This is a genomic window from Acidovorax temperans, assembly GCF_006716905.1.
Lineage (GTDB): Bacteria > Pseudomonadota > Gammaproteobacteria > Burkholderiales > Burkholderiaceae_C > Acidovorax > Acidovorax temperans.
Genome location: NZ_VFPV01000002.1, coordinates 1,065,869 through 1,078,322 on the forward strand (window position 1 = coordinate 1,065,869; position 12,454 = coordinate 1,078,322).

General features: G+C 64.4%; 8 protein-coding genes. 2 read left to right on the forward strand and 6 right to left on the reverse strand.

The annotated features are described in order from the left end of the window. The first annotated feature begins 16 nt into the window (after nucleotides 1–16). Together BDD18_RS13130 and BDD18_RS13135 are read left to right on the forward strand one after the other, a co-directional pair. The gene (locus tag BDD18_RS13130) at nucleotides 17–1,075 is read left to right on the forward strand and encodes a PDDEXK nuclease domain-containing protein (protein WP_244939084.1); all 1,059 of its coding nucleotides are present in this window, start codon (nucleotides 17–19) and stop codon (nucleotides 1,073–1,075) included. Then, nucleotides 1,072–3,840, forward strand: a complete 2,769-nt coding sequence (locus BDD18_RS13135) for a restriction endonuclease (RefSeq protein WP_198846699.1) — start codon at nucleotides 1,072–1,074, stop codon at nucleotides 3,838–3,840. Before BDD18_RS13130 ends, BDD18_RS13135 begins: the two co-directional genes overlap by 4 nt. 83 nt (nucleotides 3,841–3,923) lie before the next feature. On the opposite strand, the gene BDD18_RS13140 is transcribed toward BDD18_RS13135, so the two are convergent. From BDD18_RS13140 to BDD18_RS13165, 6 genes are all read right to left on the reverse strand, one after another. Beyond that, nucleotides 3,924–4,877 carry a C13 family peptidase gene (locus BDD18_RS13140; protein ID WP_244939085.1) on the reverse strand — a complete coding sequence of 318 codons (954 nt, stop codon included), beginning with the start codon at nucleotides 4,875–4,877 and terminating at the stop codon, nucleotides 3,924–3,926. Between the two features lie 188 nt (nucleotides 4,878–5,065). After that, a complete protein-coding gene (gene mdoH / locus BDD18_RS13145) occupies nucleotides 5,066–7,075 on the reverse strand; it encodes a glucans biosynthesis glucosyltransferase MdoH (RefSeq protein ID WP_142083654.1) in 2,010 nt (669 codons plus the stop codon). 38 nt (nucleotides 7,076–7,113) lie between these two features. Beyond that, nucleotides 7,114–8,682, reverse strand: coding sequence for a glucan biosynthesis protein G (locus BDD18_RS13150; RefSeq protein ID WP_211360762.1), 1,569 nt, complete (start codon nucleotides 8,680–8,682; stop codon nucleotides 7,114–7,116). Between the two features lie 192 nt (nucleotides 8,683–8,874). Next, a complete protein-coding gene (locus tag BDD18_RS13155) occupies nucleotides 8,875–10,287 on the reverse strand; it encodes a sigma 54-interacting transcriptional regulator (protein WP_142083655.1) in 1,413 nt (470 codons plus the stop codon). A gap of 10 nt (nucleotides 10,288–10,297) precedes the next feature. Continuing rightward, a complete protein-coding gene (locus BDD18_RS13160) occupies nucleotides 10,298–10,993 on the reverse strand; it encodes a hypothetical protein (protein ID WP_244939086.1) in 696 nt (231 codons plus the stop codon). Then, nucleotides 10,983–12,431, reverse strand: a complete 1,449-nt coding sequence (locus BDD18_RS13165) for a sensor histidine kinase (protein ID WP_142083657.1) — start codon at nucleotides 12,429–12,431, stop codon at nucleotides 10,983–10,985. Before BDD18_RS13165 ends, BDD18_RS13160 begins: the two co-directional genes overlap by 11 nt. Nucleotides 12,432–12,454 lie beyond the last annotated feature (23 nt).

Consider the following 12,454-nt stretch of genomic DNA (forward strand, 5'->3'; position numbering starts at 1 on the left):
GGCCATGATGAAGCCCATGCATGCATCCGGTGACGCCGCCCCTGCTTTGTTGAACGATGTGCGCCAGCTCATTGAGCAGGCGCGCGCGCATGTGGCCAGCGCGGCCAACAGTGCGCAGACCTTGCTGTATTGGCAGGTGGGTGAGCGCATCCGCCGTGAAGTGTTGGGCGAGGCCCGCGCCGACTATGGTGAACAGATTGTGTCGACGCTGTCGACACAATTGGTGCAGGCGTATGGCAGAGGGTTTTCTGAAAAAAGCCTTCGGCGCATGATTCAGTTCGCAGAGGTGTTTGCTGATGCACAAATTGTCGCGACACTGTCGCGACAATTGAGCTGGAGCCATTTCATTGAAATCCTGCCTCTTAAGCAGCCGCTTGAGCGGGAGTTTTATGCCGAGATGTGCCGACTGGAGCGCTGGAGCGTGCGCACCCTGCGCGAGCGCATTGGCAGCCAGTTGTACCTGCGCTCGGCCGTTGCCAAAAAGCCAGAGGGCGTGATTGCCAAAGAGCTAAGCCATCTGCGCGAAGGCGGGCAGATGACGCCCGACCTGGTGTTTCGCGACCCCTACATGCTGGACTTTTTGGGCCTGCCCGACGGCTACAGCGAGCGCGACCTGGAGAGCGCCATCCTGCGTGAGATGGAGCGCTTTTTGCTGGAGCTGGGGGCAGGTTTTACGTTTGTGGCGCGGCAAAAGCGCATCAGCGTGGGGGCGGACGACTTTTATCTGGACTTGCTGTTCTACCACCGGCACCTGCGCCGCTTGGTGGCGGTGGAGCTGAAGCTGGAGAAGTTTTCCCCTGCGCACAAGGGGCAGATGGAGCTGTACTTGCGCTGGCTGGACCAGAACGACCGTGCCGAGGGCGAGGCTTCGCCCATTGGTTTGATTTTGTGCGCCAGCGCCGACCGCGAGCAGGTGGAGCTGATGGATTTGGACAGCGCCAACATCCGCGTGGCGCAGTACCTGCACGCCTTGCCCGATGTGCAGGTACTGCAAGCGCAGCTGCACCGCGTGGTGCAACTGGCGCGCGAGCGGCAGGCCCGGCTGGCCCCGCCCGATAACAAGGATGAGACATGACGATGAAGTTGCAATTTGCCCACCAGGACTACCAAAAGAAGGCAGTCGATGCGGTGGTGAAAGTGTTTGATGGCCAGCCACTAGCCAAAGGCGACTTTGCTCTGGCTGTGCAGCAAGGCAGCGTGGCCTATGCGGGGGACGGCAGCATTGGCAACGCGCTGAAGCTCTCGGACGAGCAACTGCTGGCCAATGTGCAGGCGGTGCAAAAGGACAATGGCTTGGAGCCATCTGCCACTTTGGCCGAGTCTCGCTCAGACAATGGCAAAGAGGTGTTTTGCCCGCTGAATTTCACCATTGAGATGGAAACCGGCACGGGCAAGACCTACAGCTTCATCAAGACGATGTATGAGCTGAACAAGGTGTACGGGTTCAAGAAGTTTGTGGTGGTGGTGCCCAGTGTGGCCATACGCGAAGGCACCATGAAGAACCTGCAGATCACCCGCAGCCACTTTGCAGCGGACTATGCCAATGTACCCTGCGTGCCGATTTTGTACGACAGTACCAAGCTGACAGACTTGCGCCACTTTGCGCAGAGCGATGCGCTGAGCGTGCTGGTCATCAACATTGACAGCTTTACCAAAGACAACAATAAGATCAACCAGAAGGGCGAAAAGGCGTTTGCGCCCATTGAATACATCCGGGCGGTGAACCCCATCGTCATCGTGGACGAACCGCAAAACTTTGAGACCGATGTACGCCGCCGCGCGCTGTTTGACTTGAACCCGCTGTGCACGCTGCGCTACTCGGCTACGCACAAGAACCCCTACAACCTGCTGTATTCGCTCAACCCCGTGCAGGCGTATGACCTGGGGCTGGTGAAGCAGATTGAGGTGGACGGCGTGCTGGCCGATGAAGACCACAACCAGGCCTTTGTGGAGCTGGTGGGCATTGAGGCTCGCCCTGCTTCTGTCAAGGTCAAGGTCATTATTGATGTGAATGGCAAGACGGGCCCCAAGCGTTCCGAGTTGACCCTGAAGCTGGGCGATGACCTGTATGCCAAGTCTAAGCAGCGCGATGTTTATGAGGACGGTTACATCCTGAACGAAATCCGGGCAGACGACGGGGAGATTGAGTTCTCTGGTGGGCGGGTGATTCGCATCCACCAAGCCCACGGGGGGCTGGCTGACGATGTGATGCGCTTCCAGATTGAGCGCACGGTGGCGGCGCACTTTTCCAAGCTCAAGAACGTGCAGCCCATTGGTGTGAAGGTGTTGAGCCTGTTTTTTATCGACAAGGTAGCCAACTACCGGGCGTATGACGAGGATGGCAATGCCACCTTGGGCAAGTTTGGTGTGTGGTTTGAAGAGGCGTTCAACAAGTACGCCAGCATGCCCAAATACCGTGGGCTCATTGCGCACAGTGCCAGCGAGGTACACAACGGCTATTTTTCGGGCGACAAGAAGGGCAAGGGTGTGAAGGCCAAAACGGTGTGGGTGGATACATCGGGCACGGTAGCCAAGGACGACAGCACCTACCAGCTCATCATGAAAGACAAAGAGCGCCTGCTGAGCGCGGATGTGCCCTTGCAGTTCATCTTCAGCCACTCGGCGCTGCGCGAGGGCTGGGACAACCCCAATGTGTTCCAGATTTGCACGCTGAACGAGACCAAGAGCGCCATGAAGAAGCGCCAGGAAATCGGGCGTGGTCTGCGCCTGTGTGTGAACAAGGATGGTGAACGTGTGCAGGACAAGCGGGTGAACGTGTTGACGGTCATACCCAACGAGAGCTACGAAGCCTTCGCCAAGGCGCTGCAGCAGGAGATTGAGGACGAAACTGGCGTGAGCTTTAGCGGGCGGGTGAAAAATGCCCGCGCCAAGGCGCGCATCAAGCGCAAAGCCTTGTCCGCCGAGGAGGAAGCGCTGTTTCAGGCCATTTGGAAAAAGATCAACTACCAGACCTCCTATAGCGTGACGCTGGATACCCCAGCGCTGATTGCGGAGTGCGTCAAAGCCCTGGGTGACTTGAAGCAATACCCCAAAGTGCGGCCGCCCAAGATACGTGCTGACAAAGCAAAGATCATCATGCGCAGCGAAGGGGTGGAGGGGCTGCACATTGGTACCGGCGACACCGACGCCAAGGTGTATGGCACCACGGTGCCTGATGTGTACGCGTACATCCAGAACCGGGTGCACCTGTCGCGGTCCAGCATCTTTGCCATTTTGGACGGCTCAGGGCGCTTGGGTGAATTGCTGGTCAACCCACAGGCATTTCTGGATACTGCCATTGCGGCCATGACCACTTGTTTGCAGGCGCTGATGGTCAAGGGCATCAAGTACAAAACTATCAACGGGCGCCAGTATGAAATGAGCCTGTTTGACGAAGAGTTGGAAACGTACTTGAGCAGCGTGTACCCGCCCGCCAATGACGACCTGACCACGCCAGTGGATAAAACCTTGTTGCAGGCTCAGCCCGTGGATGAACAAAAAGCACCTGTGGGTGATGCATTTACCTGTGTGCTGAGCGAGAGCGACACCGAAAGCCAGTTCGCCCATGACTGCACGGTGGATGAACGTGTGAAGTTCTTCTTCAAGCTGCCCAGCCGCTTCAAGGTTGCTACCCCTTTGGGCAGCTACAACCCCGATTGGGCGGTGGTGCTGGAGAACGACGAGCGGGTGTACTTCGTGGCAGAAACCAAATCCACCACCGTGCGCGCTAACCGGCGACCGGCGGAGAATCTGAAAATCGACTGCGCGCGGGAGCACTTCGCGCTGGCAAACGACTTGCAGTTCAAGGATGTGACGAGCTTGAATGAGTTGATGGGCTGATGGGCAGGCGCGCAGGGCTATTGCGCATTGAGCAAAGCCCTGTCAGTTTGTGCGCCGACCGTTGGGGCTGTTTCGACCCCGGCTCAGCGGGCTTGCAGCCAGCTCTTGAGCGGCTGGCTGGCCCAGGCCTTGGCTTCGTCCCCCACAAACATCTTGGGCGCCGATGACGCCAGGCGCTTGCGCTTTTCCTGCGCCTGGATGGACTTCTGGGCTGCGCCCATCCAGTCCGTGATCGACAACTGCTCGGCGCCTGCCTGGTTGAACAGCGCGTCGGCAAAGAAGGTGTATTCGCCGGGGTACTGGCATTTGAAAGATGCCTTGTGCACATCGGTGGCCGTCAGCACCACGCGGTTGGGCGCGCGCAGGGGCTCCAGAAAGGCGCCGCTGTAGCAGGCAGACAGCACGACCAGCGTGGGCGTCTTGGCCAGCGGGGCCAGCGCATCGCTCAAGCCCCGGGCGGTGATGGGCGCGGCGTTTTTGCCTGCGACGTTGATGTTCAGCGTACCGGGGTTGGAGTGGGTGGAGATCAGCAGCATCACCCGGTCTTGCGGCCGGGCCACTTCGGCCATCTTGGTCATCACCAGTTCAAAGTTTTCCAGCGTGGCCTGGGGCCAGTCACTGGGCTGGTCGCGCGCGGGGTTGGCCAGCTTCAGGATGAGGGCGTTGGGGTCCATCTGTCTGGCCAGTTTTTCGGCGGCCAGCACATCGTTGCGGAAGGCCTTGGCCTGCGAGTGCAGGGCAAAGCCCGCGAAGATCAGCCGGGGTGGGGGCGCGGGGGCGGGCGCTTCGGCCACAGGCGCTGGTGGTGGGGGTGCCACGGGCTCTGGCGCAGGTTCGGGGGCGGTGGCGCAGCCCGCGGCCAGCAGGGCGGCCCACAAGGCCCCGGCAGAAAGAAGGCCCCGCCGGGAGGATGCTGTGGCAGTGGAGAACATGGTGGTGGTTTTGCGAAAAATGGTGGATGGAGGCAGGGCCTGCGGGCTGTCGGCGCCGTATCGTACGTGACGGGCACAAGGCGCAGAGCCTCCAGTCACAGGCATTTTCACAAGCCTTTTAGGTGTTTGAGGCAGGCGGGGTAAGCGCAGTAAGCTATCAAATAAATAGCAAAATGCAAAAAGCCGGTGCATGCACCGGCTTCAAGGATGTGTGGCATTTGTCACAAAACCACCAAGGGGAGGGAAGCGAGGGCGCATGGAACGGATGTTCTTCGCCTCGCTCGCGGCTTGGATCAGGCCATGGCCGCTGCGGGTACCAGGCCGTGCCCTGGCTGCGCGAGCCTTTGGGCATGGCGCCAGGCCCGGCGCAACACCGGGGGCGACCACGCCTCTTCGGGAATAAGCAAGAAGCGCTGCGCCCGCATCGACCGGCCCAGAGCGATCTGGCTGGTGATGACGGCCATGGGAATGGCCAGGGCCAGCGGCACCCCCACGGGCGCCAGCCACAGCAGGGCGCCGCTGTCGATGGCGCCAATGCCCGCCGCCAGCAAGGCAATCACGCCGGTCATGGGGGCCAGCTGAGCCATGGCGTGGCGCCATGGAACGGCTTGCGCTTCGCGGGGCGGAGACTTCCAGTCCAGCGCAATGCCCGTCAGCGCCACCAGCACAAACAGCGAATGGGCCAGCATGCGCACAGGGGCCTGCAGCAGGGCCAGCATGCTTTCGAGCAAAGCGCTTTTCAGCAGGCTCCAGCCGCCGCCATACTGCTGCTGCTCACGCCGCATGAAGACGGCCAGCACCCCCAGCACGCGGGGCAGGAACAGCATGCTCAGCGTCCAGGCCCACAGCGCCAGCAGTTCGGTGGGCAGGATGTGCCAGTCGGTCAGCACTGGCGCGCCAGACACCCACAGGGCTGTGCCCAGCGTCATGAAAGCCAGCCACAGCGGGGCCGACAGGTAGGCCATGGCGCCCGTCACGAACATGGAGCGGTGCACGGGGTGGATGCCGGGCTCGGCCATCAGGCGCGCGTTTTGCAGGTTGCCCTGGCACCAGCGGTGGTCGCGCTGCAGTTCGGCCAGCAGGTCGGGCGGTTGCTGCTCGTAGCTGCCCACCAGGTCGGCCACCAGCCACACGTGGTAGCCCGCGCGGCGCATGAGGGCGGCTTCCACAAAGTCGTGGCTCATGATGCCGCCCGCCAGGCCCCCTTTGCCGGGGATGGGCGCGAGCGCGCAATGCTGCATGAAGGGTGCCACGCGGATGATGGCGTTGTGCCCCCAGTAATGCGATTCACCCAGTTGCCAGAACTGCATGCCCAGCGTGAACAGGCGGCCGGTGACGCGCGAGGCGAACTGCTGCGCACGCGCGTGCAGCGTGACGTGGCCAATGGCTTGCGTAGCCGTCTGGATGATGCCTGCCGTAGGGTTGGCTTCCATGAGCTTGGCCATGGAAACGATGCAGTCGCCGCTCATCACGCTGTCGGCGTCCAGCACCACCATGTAGCGGTAGTCCTTGCCCCAGCGGCGGCAGAAGTCGGCCACATTGCCTGCCTTGCGGTGGGTGCGGCGCTTGCGCAGGCGGTAGTACACCTGCACCTGCGGCTGCTGCGGGTTGGCAGCCAGTGCCATGCGCAGGTCTTCCCAGGCGGCGCGTTCTGCGCGGGCAATATCGCTGTCGTAGCTGTCGGACAGCACGAACACGTCAAACGTCTGCCCGTGGCCGGTGGCCGCCACCGATTCGCAGGTGGCGCGCAGCCCGGCAAACACGGTGGCCACGTCTTCGTTGCAGATGGGCATGATGATGGCGGTGCGCGCGTCGGGCGACAGTGCGTGGCCCGCCACGCTGCGGGCCGAGAGCGAATGCTTGTCGCCGCGCAGCATGACCCAAAAACCCATCATCCCGGTCATGAAGCCGGACACCACCCAGGCCGAGAGCAGGGCAAACAGGGCGATCTGCCCCCAGCCCAGCCACGCACTTTCATACGCGGGCTGCACCTGGGCAAACAGCACGCTGGCCAGCACCGTGCTGCACAGCACCAGCAGGACAAAGGTCCAGCGGCGGCGCTGGGCGGCGGCCTGCCAGGGCTGGGCCGGGGCGGCGGGTTCTGCGCCTTCTACTCGGGGTGTGCGGCCTGTCAGCGCGCGTGCCACGCTTTTCCAGAAACCCTGCCACGGCAGCGCAGGCATCGATCCGCGGTGCACCGGGGGCGCCGTCACGCTGTTGGGGTGGCGCACTTCGCGCACGGGGCTGCGCGCAGCGGTGGCGTGCGGGTCAAGGCTGCGGGGAGCTGTGTGGGGGTGATGCATCGGCGGCTCCTGTGTCTGCAAACGGGGTGCACTCGGGCCTACTCGGGAAGAATGACGTGGGTCCATGTTTCGCTCACAGCGTGTTGGAGGTGTTGAAGAAAGGCTCGCAATTCAATGGGCTGGTCTTTGCGCAGGCGCTCCATGCGCAGCGTCATGCGCCACTGGCCGGTGGCCGGGTTGCGGTACACACCGCTTTCCAGCACGCGGCCGTTGGCGTCGCTGGTCACCACTGCTTTGACGGGTGCGTCGGCCTTCAGGTCGTGCAATGCCGGGCCGGTGAAATCGACCACGTACTGCACCTGCGTGCGCAGCGCTTCGGCGCTTTGCTGCGTGTAGCCCACGCCTTTGCGCGACTGTGTGGCCCAGGCGCTGGGGGGGCGTTGCTGCTCATCGCCTTGCCATGCCAGCTCGTAGCTGACTTCCAGCGGCGTGCCGGGGGCGGGTAACTGCTGCGGCACCCAGTAGGCAACCACGTTGTCATGGGTTTCGTCGGGCGTGGGCAGTTGCACCAGTTCCACACGGCCGGGGCCCCAGTGGTGCAGGGGGCGCACCCAGGCGCTGGGGCGGCGTTCATAGCGGGCTTCCACGTCTTCGTAGCTGCTCCACTGCCGGTCGCGCTGCATCAGCCCGAAACCCTTGGGGTTGGTGGTGGCGAACGACGTGACCAGCACCTGCCGGGGGTTTTGCAGCGGGCGCCACAGCCATTCGCCTTCGCCCGTGGCCACCATCAGGCCGTCGGAGTCATGCACCTCGGGGCGGAAGTCGTCCTTGCGCGGCTGGTTTTCACCAGACAGGAACATGCTGGTCAGCGGCGCAATGCCCAGCGTCTTGATGGGGCCTGCGCTGCCGCCGCGCACAAAGATGCGCGCGCGCACGGTGGTCACCGTCTGCGGGCCCGGCTGAATGTCGAAGCGGTAGGCCCCGGTGGCGCGGGGCGAGTCCATGAGCGCATAGACGGTGGCCTGCGTGTCGCCGGGCTGCGGGCGCACCAGCCAGAACTCGGTGAAGCGCGGAAATTCCTCGCCCTTGCCGCCCACGGTGTCAATGGCCAGACCCCGGGCCGACAAGCCGTACTGCTGGCCCGCGCCCAGCGCCCGGAAGTAGCTTGCGCCCTGGAAGACCACCAGCTCGTCCTTGTACGCGGGCGAATTCAGGTGGTAGTGCAGCCGAAAGCCTGCAAACCCCAGGTCGCCCCAGCTTTGGGGTTGCACCTTGTTTTTGCCGTAGTCAAAGTCGGCCGTGCGGTAGGGGATGTGGCGCGTGCCTTGGGGCGACACCTCGTTGATGAGCACCGGCTCGCGCTGGTACAGACCGAGGTGGAAGAACATGGCCTCAAACGGCAACTGCTCGGCACGCCACAAGGCACGGTCGGGACGCCAGCGAATGTCGCGCACCTGGTCGTAATTCAGCGCGGCGAGCGCAGGGGGTAGGCGCCCATCGGCAGCGCTGTAGGGCTGCGCCGCACGCTGCTTGGCCAGCTGGGTGATGTGGTCCAGGTCCACCGTCTGCGCGTGGACACCCGAGGCCATGAGCGCGGCACACAGTGCCACGGCACGCAGCCCCACCCGGTGCGGGCGCGAAAAAAAGGAGGAAAAAACAGCTTGCATGCCAGCACTAGGGCAAACCCTGTGCCAGCTTGAAAAAACGCTTTTAAATCAATGGCTTGAATGCACTGGAACGTGTAAACAATTGTGCGGGCACCTGCCAAGGGCCTTCAAGGCGGCTGGATGCCGCGTTTTTGTCGCCTGCTGGCGACGCTTTGCCCCGTGCGGGGAGCAAAGTCATTGCAAATCAGGCACTTACTCTTGTCGCCCATCGGCGACATCGTCGCCCATGGCGCCGTCCCCCTTGAACTGGCCGGGCGTGAGTGCGTGTTTTTGCAGCAGCCGGTAAAACTCGGTGCGGTTGCGCTGGGCCAGCCGTGCGGCGTCGGCCACGTTGCCGTCGGTCATCTTGAGCAGGCCCACCAGGTACTCGCGCTCAAACCGTTGCCGGGCTTCGGCAAAGCTCAGCACCTGCGTTGAGGGCGTGCGCAGGGCCCGCTGCACCAGCGACAGCGGCACCAGCGGCGTGGTGGACAGCGCGCACACCTGCTCGACCACGTTGTAGAGCTGGCGCACGTTGCCGGGCCAAGCCGCGGTGGTCAGGGCCTTGAGGGCTTCAGGTGCAAAGCCAGACAGGTGCTTGTCGTATTTGTGGGCCAGCTTGTCCAGAAAGTGGTTGGCCAGCAGCGCGATGTCTTCGCGCCGCTCTGCCAGGGTGGGCAGCAGCAGCGTGACGACGTTGAGCCGGTAGTACAGGTCTTCGCGGAACTGGCCTGCGGCCATGGCGGCTTCCAGATTGCGGTGCGTGGCCGAGATGACGCGCACGTTGATCTGGATGGACTGGCTGGAGCCCACGGGCCGAACGGCCCGCTCCTGCAGCACCCGCAACAGCTTCACCTGCAGCGCGGGCGGCATGTCGCCAATCTCGTCCAGCAGCAGCGTGCCGCCATCGGCCGCCTGGAACAGGCCCTTGTGGTTGCTCACGGCGTCGGTGAAAGCGCCTTTGACGTGGCCGAACAGTTCGGATTCGAGCAGCGCTTCGGGAATCGCGCCGCAGTTCACCGCCACAAAGGGCTTGGAGGCGCGAGGGCTTGCGCGGTGGATGGCCTGGGCCAGCAGTTCCTTGCCCGAGCCGCTGTCGCCCAGCAGCAGCACGCTCGCATCGGATTGCGCCACCATGAACGCTTCTGACAGCACATCGGTCATGCGGGCCGAGCGGCTCACGATATCGGCACGCCACGCCTCGTTGTCATGCGCCTGGTGCACTGCAGGGGCGCTCAGGGCCAGGGCCTCGGCCACTTTTTCCAGCAGCTCTTTGCCGTCATAGGGCTTGGTGAGGTAGGTGAACACACCGCGCGCGGTGGCCTGCACGGCATCAGGAATGGTGCCGTGCGCGGTGAGCAAAATGACGGGCAGCGAAGGGTGGCGCGCATGCACTTCGTCGAACAGCGCCAGGCCATCCTTGCCGGGCAGGCGTACGTCGCTCAGCACCAGCTGCGGCCGGGCAATGTCGAGCTGGGCCAGGGCTGCCTCGGCCGAGCCCACAGCCACCACTTCGTGCCCCGCCGCCTTCAGGCGCAGCGAGAGCAGGCGCAGCATGTCGGCATCGTCGTCCACCACCAGAATGCGGTGCTGGGCCGGGCGTGATGGGGGCGTGGAGGAAGGCATGGCGTGGGGGTCAGGGTTTGGTGCCGTTGCCAGGGCTGTTGGCGCCCGCAGCGGGTGCAGAAGGCGATGCGGCAGCAGGCGCGGGGCGTGTTTGCAGGCTGCGTTCGATGGCGCGCACGGCTTCGAGCCGTTCGCTCAGCTGGTCGTTGCGGCGCTGGGCATCGCGCAGTTGCTGGCCTTGCCGCTCCAGTTGTTCCTCCAGCCGCCGCTGGTGCGTCAGCCGCGCCTCCAGCAGCCGGGCCAGGGGGTGCAGGTCTTGCGCGTTGGCGTCGGCCAAGGTGCGCTGCACCAGGCCCAGTGCGCGGGCCGTGTCTGCGGGCTGTCGGGTCTGGGTCAGCAGCAGTGCCAGCCGCAGGTGGCGGGCGGGCTTGGTGTCGTCGGGCACCGAGAGGCGGGCCATCTCGCGCGCCAGGGTGGTGGCGCTGGCGTCAAGCGCGCGGTCGGCATAGGCCAGCGTGTCGCGCAGCAGGTCTTTGGCGGGGGATGCGGGCTCTTCCAGCTCGGGCAGGGTCGGCTCTGGGGGCGTGGGCGCTAGTGTCCGGTTTGCCTCTGCCGTGGCCGCTGGTGGTGCCACCTCGATCGCTTCGGCCGCTTGCGGCTGCGGGGCTGAGGTGGCGCAGCCGGCCAGCACCGCCACGCACAAGGCCACCCCCCACAGCAGAGGGTGGCGCGGCGTGTGGCGGGGGTGGGTGGCTTCAGGATGCATCAGGGAGTTCGATTCGGAAAAAAGAGTGGGGCGCTTCGCCCAGCAGGTGCACGCGCCCGCCGTGGGCATGGATGTATTCCTGCACGATGGACAGCCCGATCCCGGTGCCGCGCACCGCGTTTTCTGGCTGGCGTTCACCACGGAAGAAGGGCTCGAACACATGGGCCTTGTCTGCCGGGGCCACGCCGGGCCCCTGGTCGGACACGTCAATCAGCACCGCACCGGACGCGCGCGAAACGGCCAAGCGTACCGTACCCTGTTCGGGCGAAAAGCGAATGGCGTTGGACAGCAGGTTGCCCACGGCCGAGGCGATTTTTTCGGGGTCCAGCTGCAAGGTAGTGCGCTCGCCGCTCACCTCCACCCGCAGCTGGCGGGCCTGCCACTGCAGGCGCTGGCTTTCCACCAGGTCTTCCAGCAGGCCGATGAGTTCGGTTTCGCGCCGCTGCAGCTGGCGGGCTTCAAACGCCGCCGCGTTGAAACGCAGCAGCGCTTCGATCTCGCTTTGCAGCACCAGCGTGTTCTGGTGCAGGATCTGCGCCACTTCCTTCTGGCCCTCGGTCAGCTCCCCGGTCACACCGTCTTGCAGCAGGGCCACGCCTTCGCGCAGCGCGGCCAGCGGGGTTTTGAGTTCGTGCGACACATGGCGCAAAAAGCGCGCCTTGTCGGCATCCAGCTCCAGCAGCCGCAGGCGCAGCCATTCCAGCTGCTGGCCCACGCGCCGCACGTCGGCCGGGCCGGTGATGGCCACGGGCCGCTCCAGCTGGTTCTCGCCCAGGCGGCGAATGGCGCGTTCCAGCCGCTTGAAGGGCCGCGCCAGCCACACGCCCAGAGACAGTGCCAGCACCAGGGCCAGCACGATGGCGCCCAGCAGCTGGTGCGTGACGGCTTCGCGGCTGGCCTGCACCATGGCGTCGAGTTCGCTGCTCTTGCGCGCGTTGAGTTCCTGCACCGCCTGGCTGATGGCCGCGTGCAGGTTGTCCAGCGCCACAAATTCATCGGCCACGCTGCGTTCGTGCTCCAGCGACAAGCCGGGCGGCGCGCGCAGCAGCTCGTGCACCGTGTCCATATGGCTGCGCCACTGCCGGGCCTGCTCGGGCGGCAGCCCCGCGTCTTCCAGCTGCTGCACCAGGCGCCGCGCATCGGCCGCCATGTCGTCAAAGCTCTGGCGCAGTTGTGCATCGCCCAGCACCAGTGACTGGCGCGCTGCACGCTCCAGCGCCTGGCCCCGCTGGTTCAGGGTTTGCGCGGCCACGTTCAGGGCCGCTGCCTGGGCGGCGCTGGCCTGGCTTTCGGTCATCAGCGCTTCCAGCGTGAACAGCGTGCGCAGCGCACTGGTGCCCAGCAAGCCCGCGATCAGCAAGAACGCGAGCAGCAGCAGTTGCTGGAAGGACGGGCCGTAGTGCCGGGCCTTGGCGGGGCTGGTGGCTTCCTGGGCCATGGCCGTGAGGGTCAGGCGGTGAA

What these genes read in the sequence shown, in the direction of transcription:
- BDD18_RS13130 (WP_244939084.1), top strand. Translation starts at nt 17, where the DNA reads ATGCATGCATCCGGTGACGCCGCCCCTGCTTTGTTGAACGATGTGCGC.
- BDD18_RS13135 (WP_198846699.1), top strand. Translation starts at nt 1,072, where the DNA reads ATGACGATGAAGTTGCAATTTGCCCACCAGGACTACCAAAAGAAGGCA.
- BDD18_RS13140 (WP_244939085.1), bottom strand. Translation starts at nt 4,877, where the DNA reads ATGCCTGTGACTGGAGGCTCTGCGCCTTGTGCCCGTCACGTACGATAC.
- mdoH (WP_142083654.1), bottom strand. Translation starts at nt 7,075, where the DNA reads ATGCATCACCCCCACACAGCTCCCCGCAGCCTTGACCCGCACGCCACC.
- BDD18_RS13150 (WP_211360762.1), bottom strand. Translation starts at nt 8,682, where the DNA reads ATGCAAGCTGTTTTTTCCTCCTTTTTTTCGCGCCCGCACCGGGTGGGG.
- BDD18_RS13155 (WP_142083655.1), bottom strand. Translation starts at nt 10,287, where the DNA reads ATGCCTTCCTCCACGCCCCCATCACGCCCGGCCCAGCACCGCATTCTG.
- BDD18_RS13160 (WP_244939086.1), bottom strand. Translation starts at nt 10,993, where the DNA reads ATGCATCCTGAAGCCACCCACCCCCGCCACACGCCGCGCCACCCTCTG.
- BDD18_RS13165 (WP_142083657.1), bottom strand. Translation starts at nt 12,431, where the DNA reads ATGGCCCAGGAAGCCACCAGCCCCGCCAAGGCCCGGCACTACGGCCCG.